The 21,186-nt window shown below is 53.1% G+C and carries 19 protein-coding genes; 4 read left to right on the top strand and 15 right to left on the bottom strand.

All coding sequences use genetic code 11. From position 1 onward, the window contains the following. The first annotated feature begins 97 nt into the window (after positions 1 to 97). From B5D39_RS07860 to nudC, 4 genes are all read left to right on the top strand, one after another. Positions 98 to 1,738, top strand: a complete 1,641-nt coding sequence (locus tag B5D39_RS07860) for a methyl-accepting chemotaxis protein (RefSeq protein WP_078789914.1) — start codon at positions 98 to 100, stop codon at positions 1,736 to 1,738. A 161-nt stretch (positions 1,739 to 1,899) separates the two neighbouring features. After that, on the top strand, positions 1,900 to 4,278 hold the full coding sequence (locus B5D39_RS07855) for a PAS domain S-box protein (protein WP_078789913.1): 2,379 nt from the start codon (positions 1,900 to 1,902) through the stop codon (positions 4,276 to 4,278). Between the two features lie 19 nt (positions 4,279 to 4,297). Continuing rightward, entirely contained in the window at positions 4,298 to 6,046 is a 1,749-nt protein-coding gene (locus B5D39_RS07850) for a putative bifunctional diguanylate cyclase/phosphodiesterase (protein ID WP_078789912.1), read from the top strand. Between the two features lie 41 nt (positions 6,047 to 6,087). Then, a complete protein-coding gene (gene nudC / locus B5D39_RS07845; RefSeq protein WP_139366716.1) occupies positions 6,088 to 7,044 on the top strand; it encodes an NAD(+) diphosphatase in 957 nt (318 codons plus the stop codon). 7 nt (positions 7,045 to 7,051) lie between these two features. Here the strand turns inward: nudC and B5D39_RS07840 are convergent, their stop codons facing one another. The 15 genes from B5D39_RS07840 to B5D39_RS07770 form a co-directional block, all read right to left on the bottom strand. Continuing rightward, the gene (locus B5D39_RS07840; protein WP_078789911.1) at positions 7,052 to 8,959 is read right to left on the bottom strand and encodes a diguanylate cyclase; all 1,908 of its coding nucleotides are present in this window, start codon (positions 8,957 to 8,959) and stop codon (positions 7,052 to 7,054) included. Positions 8,960 to 8,990: 31 nt separating this feature from the next. Further along, the gene (locus tag B5D39_RS07835; RefSeq protein WP_078789910.1) at positions 8,991 to 10,187 is read right to left on the bottom strand and encodes a cofactor-independent phosphoglycerate mutase; all 1,197 of its coding nucleotides are present in this window, start codon (positions 10,185 to 10,187) and stop codon (positions 8,991 to 8,993) included. Between the two features lie 63 nt (positions 10,188 to 10,250). Then, positions 10,251 to 10,904, bottom strand: a complete 654-nt coding sequence (locus tag B5D39_RS07830) for a metal-dependent transcriptional regulator (RefSeq protein ID WP_078789909.1) — start codon at positions 10,902 to 10,904, stop codon at positions 10,251 to 10,253. After that, positions 10,901 to 11,092: a hypothetical protein gene (locus B5D39_RS07825; protein ID WP_078789908.1), complete on the bottom strand. Its 192-nt coding sequence runs from the start codon at positions 11,090 to 11,092 to the stop codon at positions 10,901 to 10,903. The genes B5D39_RS07830 and B5D39_RS07825 overlap by 4 nt, the downstream gene beginning before the upstream one ends. A 9-nt stretch (positions 11,093 to 11,101) precedes the next feature. Next, positions 11,102 to 13,075 carry a ferrous iron transport protein B gene (gene feoB / locus B5D39_RS07820; protein WP_078789907.1) on the bottom strand — a complete coding sequence of 658 codons (1,974 nt, stop codon included), beginning with the start codon at positions 13,073 to 13,075 and terminating at the stop codon, positions 11,102 to 11,104. 47 nt (positions 13,076 to 13,122) lie between these two features. Continuing rightward, positions 13,123 to 13,563, bottom strand: coding sequence for a Fur family transcriptional regulator (locus B5D39_RS07815; RefSeq protein WP_078789906.1), 441 nt, complete (start codon positions 13,561 to 13,563; stop codon positions 13,123 to 13,125). Between the two features lie 92 nt (positions 13,564 to 13,655). Beyond that, on the bottom strand, positions 13,656 to 14,414 hold the full coding sequence (locus tag B5D39_RS07810; protein WP_078789905.1) for a hypothetical protein: 759 nt from the start codon (positions 14,412 to 14,414) through the stop codon (positions 13,656 to 13,658). A gap of 66 nt (positions 14,415 to 14,480) precedes the next feature. After that, positions 14,481 to 14,804: a type II toxin-antitoxin system PemK/MazF family toxin gene (locus tag B5D39_RS07805; RefSeq protein ID WP_078789904.1), complete on the bottom strand. Its 324-nt coding sequence runs from the start codon at positions 14,802 to 14,804 to the stop codon at positions 14,481 to 14,483. Then, positions 14,795 to 15,040, bottom strand: a complete 246-nt coding sequence (locus tag B5D39_RS07800; RefSeq protein WP_078789903.1) for an AbrB/MazE/SpoVT family DNA-binding domain-containing protein — start codon at positions 15,038 to 15,040, stop codon at positions 14,795 to 14,797. Before B5D39_RS07800 ends, B5D39_RS07805 begins: the two co-directional genes overlap by 10 nt. 533 nt (positions 15,041 to 15,573) lie before the next feature. Continuing rightward, positions 15,574 to 16,443, bottom strand: coding sequence for a diacylglycerol/lipid kinase family protein (locus B5D39_RS07795; protein ID WP_078789902.1), 870 nt, complete (start codon positions 16,441 to 16,443; stop codon positions 15,574 to 15,576). A gap of 10 nt (positions 16,444 to 16,453) precedes the next feature. Continuing rightward, positions 16,454 to 17,254: an indole-3-glycerol phosphate synthase TrpC gene (trpC, locus tag B5D39_RS07790; protein ID WP_078789901.1), complete on the bottom strand. Its 801-nt coding sequence runs from the start codon at positions 17,252 to 17,254 to the stop codon at positions 16,454 to 16,456. A 10-nt stretch (positions 17,255 to 17,264) separates the two neighbouring features. Next, positions 17,265 to 18,314 (bottom strand): anthranilate phosphoribosyltransferase, encoded by a 1,050-nt coding sequence (gene trpD, locus B5D39_RS07785; RefSeq protein WP_078789900.1) that lies wholly within the window; start codon positions 18,312 to 18,314, stop codon positions 17,265 to 17,267. Between the two features lie 69 nt (positions 18,315 to 18,383). After that, positions 18,384 to 19,478, bottom strand: coding sequence for a response regulator (locus tag B5D39_RS07780; protein WP_078789899.1), 1,095 nt, complete (start codon positions 19,476 to 19,478; stop codon positions 18,384 to 18,386). A gap of 88 nt (positions 19,479 to 19,566) precedes the next feature. After that, positions 19,567 to 20,790, bottom strand: coding sequence for a serine hydrolase domain-containing protein (locus B5D39_RS07775; RefSeq protein WP_078789898.1), 1,224 nt, complete (start codon positions 20,788 to 20,790; stop codon positions 19,567 to 19,569). After that, positions 20,791 to 21,186, bottom strand: coding sequence for a DUF2914 domain-containing protein (locus B5D39_RS07770; RefSeq protein WP_078789897.1), 396 nt, complete (start codon positions 21,184 to 21,186; stop codon positions 20,791 to 20,793).

Here is a 21,186-nt window from a genome sequence, read left to right as displayed (position 1 = left end):
TTGGATCAAACTGTATTATAATTAAAAACAGGTTGAACCAGATCGGCACAACACCATGTATCAACCAGGCGTATGCAGCCGCTGAAGGGAGGAATGTATGAAAAGTTACCGTGATTGGGGAATTTTCGGCAAGATTATCGGGCTCTCACTGGCAACCTGGCTGGTACTCGTAGTGGCATGCTTTACGCTGCTGATTCCTTATATCCACGGACTGATCATGCTTGAGAAAAAAGCAGCCATCAGTGCCTTGGTACAGCAGGCAACCAGCATGCTTGTCTCATATCAGAAACAGGTAGAGTCAGGTGCGCTAACCAAGGAAGAGGCAATAAAACGTTCCTCTGAGCGTATCGCCAGCATCCGTTACGACAATGGCAGCAACTACCTCTGGATCAATGACCTTGGCCCCAAAATGGTCATGCACCCATTAAAACCGGAGTTAAACGGTTCAGACCTGACCGAGAACAAAGATCCAAATGGCAAGGCGCTATTTGTTGAAATGGTTGCGGTCTGTAAAGACAAGGGAAAAGGATTTGTCAATTATGCCTGGCCAAAGGCTGGTAGCACAAAGCCGGTTCCCAAGCTCTCCTATGTTGAACAGTTTCAGCCCTGGGGCTGGATCATTGGAACCGGGATCTATATTGATGATGTTGATTCCGCCATGCGCAAGATCCAGTTCAGTATTGGAGCCGCCCTGCTGGTTATCTTAGGACTTATGTTTTTCCTGGCCTGGCTGGTGGCCCGCTCCGTTACCGGGCCGATTAAAGAGGTGGTTGAAACCATCAAAGACATTGCCCAGGGTGAAGGTGATCTCACCAAGCGCCTACCGATTCATGGGAAAAATGAGGTTGGCGAGCTGAGCCAATGGTTCAACACCTTTGTGGTAAAACTGCACGAGATCATCTCCCAGCTTTCAAGCACTGCACTCCAGCTGGCATCTTCTGCAACAGAGCTGCAATCCACCTCGCGAGAGATGCAGGAAAGCGTGAATCAACTATCGTCCCAATCAACCAATCTGGCCACAGCAGGTGAAGAGATGTCCGCCACCTCAGGCGATATTGCCAACAACTGCCACATGGCCGCTGATGGTGCCCAACAGGCTGCCAATACCACCCAGCATGGTTTTGAGGTGGTCACCAGCACCATTGATGGTATCCGCAGCCGTGGAGAAGCAACCAAACGAAATGCTGCGCTGGTGGAATCGCTGGGACAACGTTCCGATCAGATCGGTGCCATTGTCGGTACCATTGAAGATATTGCTGATCAGACCAATCTGCTGGCCCTTAACGCTGCCATTGAAGCTGCCCGCGCCGGTGAGCAGGGGCGTGGTTTTGCAGTGGTTGCCGATGAAGTACGAGCACTGGCTGAACGGACCACACGTGCAACCAAAGAAATCAGCGAAATGATCAAGACAATCCAGCAAGAAACCGGTCGTGCCATCGCTTCGATGGATGAAGGGGTTAAAGGAACAGAACGTGGTGCTGCGGAAGCCGCCCAACTTGAAAGTTCCTTACAGACAATCTTGGCCCAGGTCAATGCGGTTACTGATCAGATCAGCCAGATCGCCACGGCGGCAGAAGAACAGACCTGCACTACCCGTGAGATCAGCAACAACGTCATGAGTCTGAATGAACTTGCCCATCAGAACAGCACCGGCATTAGTGAAACCGGCCGGGCAGCAGACAACGTATCCCGACAGGCTGAAGAGCTGCAACGCCTGGTAGGACAGTTCAAACTCTAACAGGTTGTTGAAAAACGTTATGAGGAAGCACGGCTACAAGGCGTAGGTCGCACAGCGACTGAGGCATAACAATTAGTTAGACGAAGAAGCGAGCACCGCGCAACGCCGTAGACGGGCTCCGCAGTAGTTTTTCAACAGCCTGCTAAGAACGGACCAGCTTAATGTACCTTTCCTCTGTATTGATTGCCGGCATGGTGATACTGCTGCTATGCAGTGTCACCATGCTGTTGGTGATCTATCGACACAAGAGCAAACGTGGCAACACAACACGCCTCCTGCTTCAATCTGCCATCTTTAACAACACCTTTCAACTGCAGGGCCTGCTTGCACCAGACGGCACCCTGCTTGATGCAAACCAGACCGCCCTTGAATTTGCCGGCATTGACAAAGCAGCCGTAGTTGGCAAAAAATTCTGGTCCACCCCTTGGTGGTGCCATGATCAGGCGCTCCAGAGACAGCTGCAAACCTATATTGCACGCTGTGCAGCAGGAGAATTCATCCGTTTTGAGGCCACCCACCGGGATGGCGCTGGCAGACTACGCACTATTGATGCAACACTGAAGCCGCTTACAGACGAGAGTGGAGCCGTTATCTACCTCATACCTGAAGGCCGTGACATCACTGATCTGAAAACAGCAGAGTCAGCACTCCAAGAAAAAAACATCCTGCTTGAAACTCTTTTTGAGAGTATCCCGTTTGATATCTGGATCCGCGACACCAAGGGACGGTTGCTGCTGCAAAACGATCTCCATGCACGTCACTATAACGTCTGTATTGGCAACACAGCAGAAGAAGACCGGGTATCACCAGAGCTTTGCCGGCTCTGGAAAATCTCGCAAGAGCAGGCTTTAGAGGGATACACGCTGGATCTAGAACTGCGTGAAAATGAGCAGATCTACCGTACTATCGTTGCCCCCATCAGACATGACAACCAGATCACCGCTATTTTCGGACTGCATATTGATGTTACTGACCGTTTTAAAGCAATGGAGGCGTTGCGCAGCAGCGAGAAACGGTTCAAGGCGATCTTTGAAGAGAACCCGATTGCTATTTCCATTACGGAGTTGACAAACCGACGCTGTGTTGATGTTAACCATAGTTTTTGCGTACTAAGTGGTTACCGGAAGGAAGGGATTGTCGGCAAGACACTCAAAGAGCTAGGACTACTCTGGAACCCTGATGATGACGCACGTCTATTCAAGAAGCTGACTGATTACGGGGTTATTAACGGGGAAGAGGTGCAGACCCGTACCGCTACAGGAGAACAGCGCAGCGGTATCCTGTATGTCAGAATCATCATGATTGATAAACGTGCCCACGCCATCTCACTCTACCAGGATACAACCGATCAAAAACGGATTGAAGAACAGCTGGAAAGCTCAGAAGCGACCTATAAGGCAATTTTCAACAACGCGCCAATCGGTATTTTCCAATCCATAACAGCTGGGCAGTTTATCAGCGTCAATACTGTTTTTGCCAAGATCTTCGGCTACAGCAGCCCTGAAGAGATGATTAACCTGGTGCAGGATATTCCCAGTCAGGTCTACGCCAGTGCAGAGCAGCGCAAAGAGATCATTTCCCGGCTCCACGAAAAAGAGACCCTGGTTGTTGATGACGTCCAGTTCCTTCGGAAAGATGGCACTCGCTTTTATGCAACCATGTATATGAAGGGAATCTATGACAGCAGCAGTGGTGAAATATCACAACTTGACGGATTTGTGGTTGATACCACCGAACACCGAAAAACCCTTGAAATCATGTTACAGCATGAAAAGATGTTGATGATCAGCGGACTTGCCGCCGGCATGGCCCATGAGATCAACAACCCGCTGGGCATAATTGCACAGGATCTGCAGAATCTCCAGCGTCGGCTTTCCTCTGAATTGCCCAAAAACCGGCAGGTGGCTGAAGCGTTAGGGCTGGATCTCACAGCACTGCAGCAGTATCTTGAACAACGAGAGATCCCCGGCTACCTTTGCAGTATGCAGGATGCCGCACGACGGGCCTCCCGGATTATGGACAACATGTTGCAGTTCAGCAGAAGCAGCGGTACTGATCGCCACCCGGCACCGCTTTTTGATGTGCTTGAACATGCCATTGAACTGGCTGCCACTGACTATGATCTGCGCAGAACCTATCATTTCAGCTCCATTAACCTGATCCGTAACTACACCAGAGAGCTTCCCCTGGTTGCCATGAACGTAACCGAGATTGAACAGGTGCTGATCAACCTGCTGAAGAACGCAGCTCAGGCACTGCATAACTGGAACAGTGAGGCCCCCAAGGAGATCAAAATCAGCGCCTGCCCCAAAGACACAAACATTGTCATTACCGTGGAAGACAACGGCCCTGGTATGCCTGAAGAGGTCCGACGGCGCGTCTTTGAGCCATTTTTCACCACCAAAGAGGTTGGCCGGGGAACCGGACTTGGTCTGGCGGTATCCCACGCCATTATTACCAAAAATCATAATGGCCTCTTGACAGCCTCGGCATCTCCAGGCAAGGGTAGTTGCTTCACCATCTCAATCCCGATTTCATAGCACCAAGGACTGACCAGCCATGTACGACTCGCCCTGTTCCCGTTCAATTTTGATCATTGATGATGATGACGCCCTGCGTCGCAGCATTGTTGGTTTTCTTGAAGATACCGGCTTTGAAGTACACCAGGCCTGTAGCGGTCAGGAAGGGATCAGGATATTTACTGAGCTAAACCCGGATCTTGTGCTGACCGACCTGATGATGCCTGAACTGGATGGGCTGGGGGTAGTTAACGCCATCAAACAGCACTCACCTGACACACCGGTAGTGGTTATTTCCGGCAACGGATCGGTTGGCTACGCCATAGAAACCATGCGGCAGGGGGCCTGGGATTATATCACCAAGCCGATCCATGATTTTTCCGTGCTTGAACGGACGATTAACACGGTCACAACCCGATCAGACGAGGCTCAAGCGGCTCGCAAGCGCATGCAGGAACTTGAACGGACGGCTGATGAACATGCAGCTCAGCTCCAGGATGTTGGCCTGCGGGATCCACTGACCGGCCTGCCCACCAGAAAATACCTGCATGAGATCTTTTCCACCGCGCTCCTTAAATCTGACTTTCCCGGCAATCTGTTTGTGATGCTGCTGGATCTTGACAACCTGAAGTCCGTCAACAAGACCCTTGGCCATGAAACCGGCGACCTTGTGCTGGTGGAAACCGCCAACCGTTTGCAGCAACTTCAGACAGACAAACGGATTATCGGCAGATTGGGTGCAGATCAGTTTGTGATCATGGTGATTGACTGCCACGAAGTGCATGTCTGTATAACCGCACTACGCCAGCTGCTCAGCAGCCCTTTTTTAGTCGGCTCCGGTGAACTGTTCATAACCGGCTGTATCGGCATCTCTGTGTTTCCCCATGATGGCGAGTCAATGGACAGCCTGCTGCAAAATGCCAATGCCGCACTTTCCCAGGCCAAGCTGATGGGTACCAACAGATATTCCTTTTATTCAAAAGAGTTGGGCGCTCAACTGCGTGAGCGGATGACACGGGAATCCGGCCTGCATCGTGCATTGGAACGGAACGAGTTTTTTCTGGAGTATCAACCAAAGATTGACACGCAAAGCGGCATACCCTGCGGCATGGAGGCGCTCCTGCGCTGGCGTCCCACAGCCCATGGCAACCTGGTTTCACCAAACGAGTTCATACCGATCCTGGAAGAAACCGGCATGATTGTTGATGTTGGCAGCTGGGTGCTGGAAACCGCCTGCAGGCAGCACCTGGTCTGGCAACAGGCCGGTATGGCTGATCTTGTAGTATCAGTGAATATCTCGGCAGTACAGTTCCATGCCGGCAATCTGCCTGAAACGGTCACCAAAATCATTCACCAGACCGGTATAAACCCGGCGCTCCTCTGTCTAGAGCTGACTGAAAGTGTTGTCATGCAGGATATTGAGCAGACCATCGCCACGCTGTATCAACTACGGGAGTTGGGGGTCAAACTCTCCATTGATGACTTTGGCACCGGTTATTCATCATTAAATTACCTGCAACGGATGCCGCTGACCGAGCTGAAGATCGACCGATCATTTGTCATGAACCTTCCCCATGACGAAAATGCCATTGCCATTGTCGATTCCGTACTCAATCTTTCCCATAGCCTGCACCTGACTGTTGTTGCAGAAGGGGTTGAAACACACGAGCAAGCCAGCTTCCTGACCGAACGGCAATGCCATCAGCTGCAGGGTTATTTTTTCAGCAGACCACTTGGCATTAATGCCTTTGCAGACTATGTTGATTTCAGCTGCAGATCTACCCCGTAGCCTGCTCGTCCGTTCAAACACCTGCTTGTAAGGATACCACCATGTCTGATTCCCTTTTAGGCGCCTCCTGTAAAAGCCCTGCTACCGTTGCTGCGCTGAAGCGCCAACTGTCACCAGCAGCAACAAAACAACAGCTGCCTTACCCTGAAACCATCAACCTCCCCTTTAACCGTCAGGCCCTGCCAAACGGCTTTGTGCTGCACCCCACCCCACAGCCGGCCACTGATGCCGACGGTATCTGGGTGCTGCTGCAAGGTGCCACCGTTGTCATGCGTGACGTTGCTGGAGAACTGTTTCTGCCAGAGGGCGCCTGTCCGGATTGGCTGCAACTCAAACATCCCCCCCTGTCATTTGGCACACTGCAAGGGAAACCGGTGCGGGTAGCCTCAGTTCCTTCCGGCCTGCAGATACCGCCGGAACTGGTTGCAGAGCCCTTCAATGCCTTTCGTGAGCGGATTACGCCAGAGCTGATGACGGTTGCCGGAATCGGCAAGCAACTGCTGCACTGGCAACGGATGAGCCGTTTCTGCTCGTACTGTGGTCAGCCTTTGGAACAACTGCCCGAATCCTGGGGTAAAAAATGCGTAGGCTGCACCAATGAGCATTTCCCCCATATTCATCCTTGTGCAATCGTCCTGATCCGCCGTGATGATCAATTATTACTGATTCACAAACCGGAATGGCCGGTTGGGCGCTACAGTCTGGTGGCAGGCTTTCTTGATGTTGGAGAGTCAATGGAGGAGTGTGCCATACGGGAGGCGATGGAAGAAACTGGGGTTACCATTAAAAACGTGCGTTATGTGGCCAGCCAGGCCTGGCCGTTTCCGTCTCAGCAGATGGTGGGGTTTGTGGCGGACTACGCCTACGGTGATATTGTCGTGGATGGCAAAGAGATCGATGATGCCCGCTGGTTCAGCATCGGTGCGCTGCCCTCACTGCCAGCCAGCCGTAGCATCGCACGGTTTCTGATCGACAGCTGCAGTATCGGGGCCAATTAGACAGACGCTACTGTTCGCCTGCTTCAAAACGGTCTCGTCCCTGTTGTTTGGCCCGGTACAGCGCCAGATCTGCCCGTTTAATCAACTCATCCGGCGTATCACCGGCTTTAAAAGATGCCGTTCCCATGCTGACAGTAACCGGACCGGCCTGAGGATCATGCAGTTTTTCCCGAACTGCCACCAGCAGTTTATGAGCCAGTATTCTGGCATCATCAAAACCGGTTTCCGGAGCAAGAATTAAAAATTCGTCACCACCAGATCTCCCCAGCAGGTCACTGGTGCGCAACAGGCTACCCAATAGCTCAACCAGGCGTGCCAGTACCCGGTCACCCACATCATGCCCATTTTTATCGTTAATCTCTTTAAAATGATCCAGATCAAGCATTAACACAGACAGCTGCCGATCATGCCGTACAGCGCGATCAATCTCTACAGCCAACTTATCGTAAAAACGACGACGGTTGGCTGTGCCAGTCAGCGGGTCTGTCTCAGCCAGCCGCTGTAATTGCTGTTCCAGCAGCCTGCGCTCAGTCACATCAATCACATATTCAATACAACGACTAATCCCCCCCTGTTCGTCATGAATCGGGTAGCCATGGACCTCTACAATTTTTTCTTCACCGTCTGCAGTATAATGCCTATGTTCAACCACTGCTGCAGTTCCGGTCTCCATAACCGTTTTGATCGGACAGGGATGCTCACCACTATCGCAAGGTTGGGCAGAGCCATGGCTTAAGGCATGGCAGGTCATTTCTTCAACCTTTTCAACACCATGGCTGGCCTGCCGATTAGCCACCTTGATCCGATAGGTTTGTGTATCAATGATATGAAATGGATAGGGCAATGCATCAATAGCCTGATGAAACAGACGGTTCAGCCCGGACATCTCCCTGGCACGTTTATAAAGGCTGACAATCAGAACGCCCCCCAAAAGAGCCACCAACGAGGCAGACCAGGCCGCAATGGCATACCCTTCTTTAAGGGACTGCAGGTTGGCATCTCTGTTCAGTTGGACAAGATAGGCCTCAGGCGTTCCTTCAATGTTTGTCAGCGGCAGCAGATATACTGAAACCGTACTGTTCTGCAGCGGGGCAGCCAATGCAATGGGACGTTTGGCCTGTTGGGCCTGTTCAAGCTCTGATTTGACTGCCGTAGCAACCATAGTGATTTCAGCAGCAGAAAGATGGTCTGAGTGGAAATTGTCCTGAATCGGCGCCTGCAGGAATTGACTACTGAACGGACTGGGAACCAGTCGGGATTGTACGTTGCTGAACAGACGCTGCGTGGTCAGGTCTGACTTGATCAACAGTATGTAGTCGCCGGCAAAGCGGCGACGCAGTTGCGTGGTAAAACTATCAAAAGAGATGCTGGTTTCAACGGTTCCAGCAAGATCTTCTCCCCTGAAGAGCGGAAAAATAAAGCGGAAGCCCCCTTCATGACGCCCCACCTCAAAGCCGCTGACATAGGCCCGCCGCTTGTTGGCAACAGCTAAAGCCGGTCTGACAGAAGCAAGGTTATCGCCAAAAACAGCAGGGCGGTGCATCCTGAGAAAACTAGACAGATCAGGCAGGTGAAAGTGGATCTGGTTCAGATGATTCTGCAGCAGCCCCTGATAGGAGGGCTGCATCATGGTATGAAGCTGATGGCGCAGTAGCGCCTGCTTTTGGTGATCTGACCTGGCAGCCTGATACATCAGGTTGATGACAGCAGGTTTATTTATGGTTTCGTTAAAGATAGCCCGTGAAAACAGCTCATAGGTTTCCAGTGCAGACTGGTAGCTCCTGACCATATCAGTATAGCCGGAACGAAGGTAGGCTTCTCGACGGTCTTGATACAGATACCTGATGGTTGCAAGGGCCACCAGCTCCAGCAGCAGTACAAACAGAATCCCCACCAGCAGCCCTGATCGCTTCAACAAGCCTCCCTTACGTCATTACGACAGATTATCAACGGGTAAGCAGCTCCATTAGCTGATATCCTTCTGCCAGAATCAGCCCGGTTGCCTTGGCCTGAACCTCGTCATACCCGCTTGCACCATTACCGTTTTCCTGTCCCGGACGGTAGACAATAAACGGCACCGGATCGCTGGTATGGGTCATCTTCTGTACCGGTGTGGGGTGATCAGGGCAGCAAAGGATGCGCAGATCATCAAAGCGGTCCGCACCGGCCAGCACCGTACCCACCACCAGCTGGTCAAAATCCTCAATCGCCTTGATTTTGTGTTGCAGATTACCGCTGTGGGACGCCTCATCCGGCGCTTCCACATGCACATACACAAAATCAAGCCGCTCCAGGGCAGCCAGGGCCGCCTCGGCCTTGCCTTTGTAGTTGGTGTCAATATACCCGGTGGCACCCGGCACGTTGATCACTTCCAGACCGGCGCAAAGGCCGATCCCCTTCATCAGATCCACTGCTGAAATAACCGCGCCGGACAGCCCGAACTTTTCCTTGTACGGTTGCAGCACCGGTGATTTGCCATGCCCCCAGAGCCAGATTGAGGTGGCAGGCAGCTCATCCCGCTCTTTACGCTGCTTATTCACCGGGTGGTTATGCAGCACCATCTGGGACGAATTCATCAGGTTGATCAGCTCATCGGCACCATCACCCTGGGGCAGGTACTCCAGTATCTTTTTACCGCTGATATCATGGGGAGGGGTGGCGGTCATGGCATCCTTGCCATTACGCCAGACCAGTAGATGGCGATAGCCTACGCCGGGGTGGAACTCAAAACGCTCATCACCCAGCTCAGCCTGCAGGGTGGCAATCAGTTGATGGGATTCTTCACTGCCGATATGACCGGCTGAGAAATCCTCCATGTAGATCTTACCGTTGTGGGGGCTCAGGGTCACCAGGTTCATCCTGAAGGCCACATCGTGTGGACCAAGCTGCACCCCCATACTGATCGCCTCCAGTGGAGAACGACCGGTATAGCAGCTGCGGGGGTCATAGCCGAACACCGACAGGTTGGCCACATCGCTGCCAGGGGGCAGACCATCCGGCACGGTGTGGGCCAGCCCTACCTGCCCGGCTTGGGCCATGCGATCCATATTGGGGGTTTGGGCTACCTGCAGCGGGGTCTTGCCATCTAATTCTGCACAGGGCTCATCGGACATGCCGTCGCCCAGAAGGACAATGATCTTCATACGAACCTTTCCATACGGGTAAAGTAGACTTTGATACTAGCTGTTCAACCGTCTCTTTGTCAATTACCGCTCAATCTTTCTGACAAAGATCTCCCGCGCCAATGCGGTATCAATGGCGAACTCTGAAAAACCTACCCGAAAGATATAGGAAGGAAATGACTGCACCAGAATAATCCGGTTGCCAGGCAACACCCCCATGGCCATCAGTTTCTGCATCTTTTTGCTGTCATCGGTCTGGATATAGGCGATCTCCCCTTCCTGACCTGACCTGAATTCGGTCAGCGGCACCACCCCCAGATCCCCCTGCTGGCGTGCCTCAATGCAGCAATCACCGGGCGGAATCGGCTTACCATGGGGACAGGTGGCAGGATGGTTCAGCATGGTGCAAAGTTTGGTATCCACCCCTTCATTCAGCAGATGTTCAAACTGGCAGGCCTTATCATCCCCCTCGTCACCTTTGATATTAAAGACATCCATCATCAGCCGTTCTGCCAGACGATGGCGGCGGATGGTCTTTTTCCCCTCTTCCCGGCCTTCCTGACGGAAGTAGAGCATGCCGTGGCGCAGCTCAACCAGAGACTTTGCGGTCAGCTCCCGGCAAGCGGCATCGTCCTCAGGAAGCTGCATTCTGGCAGGGTCATAAAAGGCCGCCCCTTCCTCTTCAATGGCAATCCACATCGCCTCAAGGATCTCTTCCGCATGTTCAGAGAGTTTCATTGGTCTTGCTCCTTATCATTCCTTGTTACCATACTTTTCAATCGTTTCAAGAAGGCTGGTTCCTGCACATTCTTGTATCCGCAACGGGGGCAGTGAATGCCATGGCAGCCACCGGCACAGGCACCGCAGCCCGGTTGCGTCCCTTCTGATTCTTCAAACTCATGCCCGCAGAATCCGCAGCGTATCATGGCTTGCTCCTAGCCCAACAGGCGGGTTGTCACCAGCAGCTGATTCAACAGATACCCGCTACCAAAGGCCAACAGGCTGACAAAGACAAAGATCGCCAGCGAGACCTTCCAGCCCCGTTCCTTCAGCATCATCAAAAACTGCGCCACACAGGGGATAAACAGGGTCAGCGTCACCGCTGCAACGGTCAGCTGACGGCCATCCAGCAGCCCCTTGCTCTGCAGATCGTACAGACCTGCTGCACCGTAATCCCGGCGGAAGAAACCAAAGATAAAGGCGATAGCAGCTTCTTTGGGCAGGCCGATCCCCTGCATCAGCGGGGTCATGGCATTAACCAGTTTCTCCATGCCACCGGTGATCTTGCCCAGCCACATCAGCACTGAGGCCAGCACAAACAGCGGCAGGATCTCCAGAAAATACCACTGCATCCGGGTATAGGTCTTGGTCAGCACGTTGGACAGCTGTGGCAACCGCATCGGCGGCAGTTCCATATAAAACATCGGCGCCTCACCGGGCAGCAGCTTACCAGCCAGAACACCTACCAGCACAAACAAGAGGGTCATGCAGGCGATCCAGACCAGCAGACCGCCCGGTGTGCGGGCCAAAAGGGCCAGAATCACCCCCAACTGGGCAGAACAGGGGATAGCCAGAGCCAGCAGCAGCGTGGCAATCACCCGCTCCCGCACCGTCTCCAGGGTACGGGTCACCATGGTGGCCATGGTGCTGCAACCAAACCCAAGCACCATCGGGATCACGGAACGACCTGACAGCCCGAACCACTTAAAACCGCGATCCACCAGCAGGGCAAGACGGGGCAGATAACCGGCATCCTCCAGAATCGAAAAGAAGATAAAGAAAGTGGTCACAATCGGCAGGATAATACCCACCGCATAGCGCAGCCCCAAGGTGATGATACCGTATTCCCCCACCAGCAGTTCCTGCAGCCACCACCAGGGAATCCAGCCGGTTAAAAGGTTGGTGATCCAGGGATTAAACAGCTTTTCAAACAGCTCCCCTTCCAGAAAATCCACCAAGGTGCCTGCGCCAAAATCACCCACAAACTTGTACAGGCCAAAATAAAGGGTCAGCAGCAAAAGCGGGATACCGGTCAGTGGCTGTACTGCCAGCGTGGAAAGCCGACTACCCCAGGTTTCACGCCGCTTATCCGGCAGGGAGATCACCCCCCGCACCAGACGGGTCACAATCTCCTTGCGCTCCATGGACAGATCCAGGTGAAACGATTCCCGCCGTTCAAAGGCGATCTCACGCACCTTTTCCGCCAGGGCCGGATACCGCTCCCCCTCCTGCTGCGCTGCCAGACCGCTAACCTCTTCATCCCCCTGCAACAGCAGCAGTGCCATTGCCCGACGGGACAGCACATAACTGCCCAGCAACAGGCGTGATACCTCGGCAATATCCCGTTCCAGCAAACGACTGTAACTGATCGGCAGCCCGCAACTGGTGCCAAGCCCGGCAATGGCGGTCTTGATCTCTTCAATCCCCCGCTTACGGGCTGTTGCTGCCGCAATCACAGGTATCCCCAGCCGCTGCTGCAACAGGGACAGATCAAAGGAAAGCCCCATCCGCTCGGCCTCATCCATGATATTAACCACCAGCACCACCGGCAGACCAGCCTCAATCAACTGGATCGTCATGGCCAGCATCCGCTCCAGATTGCGGGCATCCAGCACATGCAGCACCACATCAGGTTTTTCATTCAGAAGGATCTCGCGGGCAACCCGCTCCTCCTCTGTAATGGTATGCACGGCATACATACCGGGGGTATCAATCACCTGCCAAGCCTCGTCCGCTATGGTGGCGTTTCCCCGTGACACCTCAACCGAGGTGCCGGGATAGTTGGAAACCGTGACATAACTGCCGGTAAGGGCATTAAACAACACACTCTTGCCCACATTGGGGTTACCCACCAGAGCAACCCGGCGAAGGGATTGAGGAGTATCTGGAGTTACTGCTGAAGCTGACATCGTCTATTCCTTGTAGTGAAAGCCATTTTCATCAAGCCGATAAAACTTTACGCCGTTGCACGTAAACAGGTTGGACAGAGCCCGTACAGCTGCATCTTATGGGCCGTCAGGCTAAACCCGTGGCGCTTGGCAATATCCCGTTGCAACTGCTCAATCTGCTCATCCTCAAACTCAATAATGGCGTTACAGCCGGTACAGATCAGGTGATCATGATGCTCGCCCACCAGCTGATGTTCATAGCGGGTCTGCCCATCCGGCAGCATCATCTCACGGGCCAGCCCGGCCTCCACAAACAGCTTCAGGGTACGATAGACCGTGGCCTGACCGATGCCGGGCTGGGAGGCCTTCACCTTCAGATACAGCTCTTCAACACTTAAATGTTCATGGGTAGCAAGAAAGACATCCAGAATAACATCTCGTTGGCGAGTTGAACGCAGCCCTTGCCGGGCGGCAAAGGCATTAAACGTTTTTTTCTTTTCCAGGATCATGACACGCCCCCATCTGACTTTTGTTATCAATAGCAGAATGGACATGCATGGTCAAGGCCTTTTGAAAACGACTTTCAATAACTTGATGCAGGTCAATAAAGGTGGGGCGAAACCTGCTCAGCCATCGGATTCATCCGCACGGCCAGTGAAAAAAGGTAGGGGTAATCCAGCTTCAGATGCTGCATATACAACACCCATTCACGGGAAAGATAGCCAAAAACACGCTTAATGTCGCCATTCAAATGCTCAACATCTGCCTGAGGAATTTCCACCAGAGATTCGCGGGCATCCAGTTCCTCAACCAGGTGAAATACCGCCCAGAGCAGGTCGGTAAACGCCTCATGCTCCAGCAGGTTCTGGTTCTCCAACAACCCCACCAGAAAACTGCGCTTCCCCACCAGAAACTGTTTCAGCTGTTCAATATCCAGACCAGAACCAGCAGCATCAATCCTGATATCGTGCGAACCAAGAAATGCAAGAGCCGCAGTAAAATCCGTATCCTTCCATTGCGGCGTCACCAGCAATGAAGCCCGTAACTGTTCATGATGCACCACCGCAGTTGCCAGCTCACGAAACAGACGTGTTCCCACCTCACTAAAAAAGACACCGATCACCATGTTCAATTTGCGGCGCAGGGTCTGGCGTTCACGTTCCTTTAACAACTGCTCCATGGTCAACGTCACCACAATAATGTAGATCGGCAGAAAGGCCAGGTTCCCCAGGAAGCTGGTGGTAACCTCCTTCAGGCTGCCATCCACCAGATAATCAACCAGATAGATCAGACTTGAAATACAGACCAGAATGATCAGCATCAAACGGGGACGGTTGATAAGAAGTTGCTTGTTGAACATGGGATTGACCTCAAAAAAACGAATTTCGCCGAACGTACAGGAACAGAGGGGGGACTAATGTTTGCGTTAATCAACCAGCATTTCTTTGAGAACAGCCTTCACCTTCTGAGTCTGCGGGGCGGTTATCTTACCCAGTTCTTTCACCAAGCGCCTGCGGTCTACCGTACGGATTTGATCAAGCACGATCCAGGCTTGTTTACCGGTAAAAGTAAGCGATACGCGGCTTGGGTAATTATGGGATTTAGTGGTCATGGGGGCAATCATAACAGTCTGCAGATGCCGGTTCATTTCATCAGGAGAGATAATCAAGCAAGGCCGTGTCTTCTGAATTTCATGGCCAATGGTTGGATCAAGATTGACCAGATAGACATGGTACTGTTTCAGCTCCATTCCCAGTCCTCCTGATCCAGCATATCGTCAAGTAACAGCACATCATCTCCAGCAGTATGCATGGCGGCAAAAGCCTGATCCCAGCCTTCACGGGGCGAGCCTTGTACCGGACGAATGGTAATCTCATCTTTACCCGGCAGCAGCTCAACCATGTCGCTTAAACCGTATTGGCGTAGCAATGCTGCAGGTATTCGTACACCTTTTGAATTTCCTATGGAAACAAGTTGTGCAAGCATATACCCCCCTTCCACGTAACTACAATGTAGTTACAGACTACCTAATAAAAGATTAAAAAGTCAAGCTACTTGCTGCTCCTCCAATGCAAACGATGCCGGTCATTAACAGTTCCCCCCTTTGGCAAAGGGGGGCCAGGGGGGATTTGCCTTTCGCTGCAAACCCTTTCAATCTCTACAAGCGCTGACAGCGTTTCCAGTAACATCCATCCGAGACATCATGGAACTACCCCGCAGCAAAAAAACAGGACCGTTTTAAGAACAATTAATTACAAATCGGTTAGTTAGGCAATAATTCCGGGCGCCCGGAATTTTCAATCCTCGCCCGCCCACGTGGGACGGGCGCTCCTGGCGATTTCGACACTGGAAACATCCAGAACCAGTCCTTGTTTCTGACTGAAAGGCCGGTGGTTTCAGTATCTACAACAACAATTCTTTCCATAGCTTCACCCTACCATAGCAGTACGACCAAATATGTCATTTTGAAATCAGGTTAAGAAAAAACCCGTCATTTTTGGATGACGGGCTGAATGGTGTTACACGATCAGGTTATTAAAGTCAGGTATCAGGCGGATGGTGAGCGGTGCAGCGCCAAAGGAATCACCATCCAGCTGCACCGGTTTATCGCCGGTAATACTGATTGTGTCTCCCCCGCTGGCAAAAGCATCTGGTGCTGCATAGCTGCCCCGCAGAAAAAGGGCGGCAGTAAAACGAAGCATACCCAGCGGACCGCTAAAAGGCAGAGGCGCAACCATCAGCTGAGGGTTAAACAGACCCGCCTGGGGAACCAGACGATAGGGACCGGCATAGTGGGAGGCATTGGCAACTATCAGGCTGTTGCAGCGGCGTGTTTGTCCGCCGCAGCTAACGGTTATCAGGCGGTTATCCCAATCAAGACAGCGACGCAGGCCTGCCAGGACATAGGCACCCTTGCCCAGCAACCGTTTTTCAGAGGAGCGGACATCTGCCACGGCTGCTGCATCTGCACCAATACCGGCCATCAGCACAAAACGCCTGACTCCGGCAGTTGAGCTGGCTTCACCTACAGAGAAAGGCCGTACCGTGCCACGGGCTATCCGTTGAATGGCATCCTGCTGCGAACGGATGCCCAGTTCTCGGGCCATGACATTGGCGGTGCCCAATGGGATGATACCCAGGGTAGCACTGCCTTGGGGCATGCTGTTGATAACGGTGTTGACCGTTCCATCACCACCGACAGCGATGATGGTAGGTGGTATGGCCTGTTTACAGAGTTCTGCAACCGCCTGCATGGATTCGGCTAATGTTTGGGGAAGCAGGGGCTGCGGATCAAGCCCGACAGCCCTGAGTTGGGTGAGGATCTGTTCTGCCTTACGGGAGGAGTAGCTGCCTGAAGTTGGATTGAAGACAACGTGAACAATCGACATGGTGCAGTTACTAGGAGAGCAGCTCTTGCAATTTTGCACCGATGTCGTCTTCCCGCATCAGGGATTCACCCACCAGGAAGGCACCGGCGCCGCCAGCCTGCAGACGTTCAATATCAGCCCGGTTGTTGATGCCGCTTTCAGCCACCAACAGACGCCCGGCAGGCAGCATTTTTGCCAGACGCTCGGTGGTACCCAGATCAGTGACAAAACTGCGCAGGTTGCGGTTATTGACACCAATCAGACCGATGTCGGTGCTGCAGGCGACCTCCATCTCCGCTTCGTCATGGACTTCCAGCAGAATGTCCAGATGAACGGAACGGGCAATACCGGCCAGATCAACAATCTGTTGCGGCTCCAGGATAGAGGCGATCAGCAGGATAGCATCAGCACCGGCGGCACGGGCTTCATAGACCTGAAACGGATCAATAATGAAGTCTTTTCGCAGCATCGGCAGACCGACCTGTTCACGGATCAGGGCCAAAAAACGCAGATGGCCTAAAAAGAACTTTTCATCGGTCAGGACGGAAAGACAGGTGGCGCCGTTGTTCTGATAAATCTCGGCGATCTCCAGCGGATCAAAATCCTCGCGGATGATTCCTTTGCTGGGGGAGCCTTTTTTAACCTCGGCAATGATGGCGGTCCAGTCCGAAGCAACCGCTTCCCGCAGGTGCCGTTCAAAGCCACGGGGGGTATCTTCAAGGTCAGAGATCCTGATCTTCAGCTCATCCAGTGAGGCTGTCAGACGTGCTGCTGCGACCTCTTCTTGTTTGTGGGCTACAATGGTTTTCAGGATATCAGGGGTAGAGCTCATCGTGTCCCTCTTAATTGGTGAGTGTGGCCAGCTTCTCCAGCTGTATGCCGGCAGCGCCGGAATCAATGGCATGAGCAGCCAGGTGTATGCCTTCAGCTACCGTGGCACAACGACCGGCAGCCACCAGAGCAAAGCCTGCATTTAAGAGGACAATCTCACGCCGTGGCCCTTTTTCTCCTGCAAGAATGGAGCGGACAATGGCGGCGTTGGCAACGGCATCGCCCCCTTTCAGCGCCTGCATGCTGCAGCGGGTAAAGCCGAACTCTTCAGGGCTGATGGTAAACAGCCTGACACCTTCAGAGGTGACTTCCGCAGCGGCGGTTTCACCAGTCAGGGTGATCTCGTCCATACCATCCCTTCCATGCACCACAAAACCGCGCTTGCAGCCAAGGCGGTGCAGCACACCGGCCATTTTTTCAACCAGCTCTTCCCGATATACCCCCATCACCTGACAATCGGCATTGGCTGGGTTGGTCAACGGCCCCAGGATGTTAAAGATGGTGCGGATGCCGATCTCACGGCGGGGGCCGATGGCATGTTTCATGGCACCGTGCAGGGCCGGGGCAAACAGGAAGCCGATACCGATCTCATTGATACAACACTCAACCTGCTCCGGGGTGACATCCAGGTTAATACCAAGTTTTTCAAGGACATCGGCACTACCACAGGCAGAGGAGACGGAACGGTTGCCATGCTTGGCAACCTTGATGCCGCAGGCCGAGACAACAAAGGATACGGTGGTGGAGATGTTAAAGGTGTTGGTGCCGTCACCGCCGGTACCGACCACATCAAGAATGGTTTCCTGATCAAGGTTGATATCGTCGCGGTCAATATCCAGCACGTTGCGGCCAACCCGGATCGGGGTGGCCCGCTCCCGCATGACCCGGGCAGCGCCACTGATCTCTTCTATGGTTTCACCCTTCATCCGCAGGGCCGTGATAAAAGATCCGATCTGGGCAGGGGTACATTCACCGGACATGATCTGGTTCATCACCTCGATCATCTCTCCTTCACCCAGATCATGTAGTTCAACCACTTTAGCGATGGCCTGTCTGATCATCTGCTCTCTCCTCTTCAAACAGAAATGGGGATGTTGCCATCCCCATTTACAACCAGTATATGTTCACGCTTATTTAGCTTCAGTGATCCGCTTAATGGCTTCTTTGATCATCGCCTCTGCCAAATCAGGCACCACTTCCCAGACAATCCGCTCAATAGTTTCTTTTGATGCAGCCATAAGGGCCTCCTTCAACTGTTCATCAGTCAGAGTAACAGCACCGGCAGCAGGAACAATAGCCGGAAGTTCTGGAGCGATCTCGGGAGCAGCAGCAAGGACAGGCGGTTCAGCAACCGGCTCAACAACTGGTTCAACGGCGGTTACCGGTTCAAAGGCAGCAGCAGTGAAAGCGGCAGCAGGTGCTGACACCTCTTCTGCAGGCTCTTCACGGAACTCAAAGGTTTGTTCCTCAACCGGTACCCATGAAGCACCGATATTGTCATCCTGAGGCTGCACTGCAGGTGCTGCAGCAGTTACTTCAGCTACAAAAGGTTGAGTTGGCTCAGAAGGAGCAACAAACGTTTCCTCAACCGCAGTTACAGCAGCAGGCTGCTGGGTAAAGGCACCCCAGGGATCATCCGGTGAACGAACTGGCTCAGGTTCAAACGCAGGGGCGGCAAAGGATGCAGCAGGCGGTTCAAAGGCGACCACAGGCTCAGCCACAGGAGGAATGTCTGCAAAGGGTGAGGCCGGTTGTTCAAAGGCAAACGGTTCTTCCGCGATGGTTGCTTCAACCGGAGAAACAGCAGGCGCAACCTCCGGGGCAGCAACTGCAACGCCACCAGCACGATTAAGACCAAGCTGGTACAGTTCCTGAACCTTGGCCACAATCTGCTGGGATTCAAACGGCTTGACAATATGGTCATCAGCACCACACTGACGGGCCTTATCCTCATCAAACGGCTCAAAGGATCCGGTTAAAAGCAGAACCGGCTTGGAAGCAAGGGCGGCATCCTTACGGATTGCCTCGCAGACTTCGTAGCCGCTCATGCCCGGCATCAGGGCATCTATCAGCAATACATCTGGCTGAAGTTCCTGTGCTTTCTGCACGGCTGCCTTGCCGTTATCAACAACGGTAAGGGTATAGTCGTCAGACCCGAAAATAATTCCGACGACTTTCTGGATAGTAATACTGTCATCGGCCAGAAGTATTGAGATGCTGCCCATCGGTCCCTCCCCGCAAGGATTGCTGATGATGCGCTACAGAAGAATTGGCACAAAACGTGGAAGACACTAACATACGGTCCAGCAGGTGTCAAGGCCCAGTATTTTGGGGCATTTGTGCAGCAGCCGCCTTTTCATGCCGCGCAAACAGGGCTGCTGCAAGGGTCGAGATGTCACTACGCAACCGGTTAAAACCACGCCTGTTACGGTAATCCAGCCTGGTTGTCAGTAGCACAACATACAGATTTGCTTCCGGGTCAATCCAGACCGAAGAGCCGCTGTAGCCGGTGTGTCCGTAGGAAACCTCAGAAAAAAGTGCACCTTTGGGTGCAGAAAAGGGTGACTCTCTATCCCACCCAAGCCCGCGTACAATCTTCCCGTTTCTAAAAAAATAGGGGGCGGTCATCTGGGCAACCGCCCGTGATGAAAGCACCCTGCGACCATCCAGCACACCACCATTTAACAGCATTCTGGCAAAGCGCCCCAGATCTTCTGCCGTACTGAACAGCCCCGCATGTCCGGCCACCCCTCCCAACAAGCGGGCATTCGGATCCTGGACAACGCCTTTCAGGACGCCGTTGCGCCCCCCCAGGGTTGCTGCAGTATTGCCATTTGCTGCCGGGTTAAATCCTGTATGTACCATGCCTAAAGGCTGATAGAAGGCGTCCTGACAGTAACTGTCCAGACCAAAGGCGCTGATCCTGCGCACCAGGTTGCCCAGCAGGATAAAATTGATATCAGCATACTGAAAGCGGGTACCTGGCTTGTCAGATGACTGTGAGGCTGCGCGACTGATGGCACTTTCCAGCGGCGCAGACGGATCCAGCATACCGTCATGCAAGCCCGAGGTATGGGTCAGCAGGTGCAATACCGTTATCTCCTTGCCCGCAAACTCAGGAAACCAACGGGAAAGCGGATCCAGCAACGAAAGCGAGCCCTGATCCATCAGTCTGACAACTGCTGGTGTCGTGGCAAAGACCTTGGTCAGGGAGGCGATATCAAATACCGTCCCAACCGTAAGCGGACGGGAAGCGGATTCAAAACCGGCACGCCCTGCGGCATGGGTATAGAGCGTACCATTCTGATTGCCCACCAGCACCACTGCGCCACTGATCAACCCCTGTCTGACCGCATTTTGCAGCATGGTATCAAGCACTGCAGTACGCCCTAGTTCCTGAAGCAGATCCTGCTCTGCATGGGCTGTTTCAACAGCAACGACAGCCAGACTACAACTGAGCAGCATCAGAATATTCAGGCTAAGGCGCAGAAAAAAGCCGCCCAGCAGGCGGCTTGAAATTACGGTATTGATCATCATTTACTGTATCCTGAACTCCACTGTTTTTATGAGGACACCAGCTGCGTCCCGTACCTCAACCCGCCAGTTGCCAACCGTTGAGGCATCAACAGGCAGAGAACTGTAGGTTCTCCACCGTTTTCCTTTAATCGGCAGGGTAGTTTCCTTAACCACCTGACCACCACGCAGCCAGACATGCTTAATACTAGTTTCACCAGAGTCATCGCTTACCGTACGGGTAAAGCAGTACAGGGTCTTGACCGTGTGGTGGGAAATACGATGAACTGCGTCAATCGGCTTGCCCTTTGACACCTTGGTGGTGACTGCCAACTCCGTGATACTGAGCGATCCGGCCCAGAGCGGGACAGCCATGGCAACCACAAGCAGTGCGAACAGAACCGATAGCAGCTTCTTCAT

It is taken from the genome of Trichlorobacter thiogenes, assembly GCF_900167465.1.
Classification (GTDB): Bacteria; Desulfobacterota; Desulfuromonadia; order Geobacterales; family Pseudopelobacteraceae; genus Trichlorobacter; species Trichlorobacter thiogenes.
The sequence above is the reverse complement of the archived record's forward strand: the minus strand, read 5'-3'. Positions and strand labels throughout refer to the sequence as shown.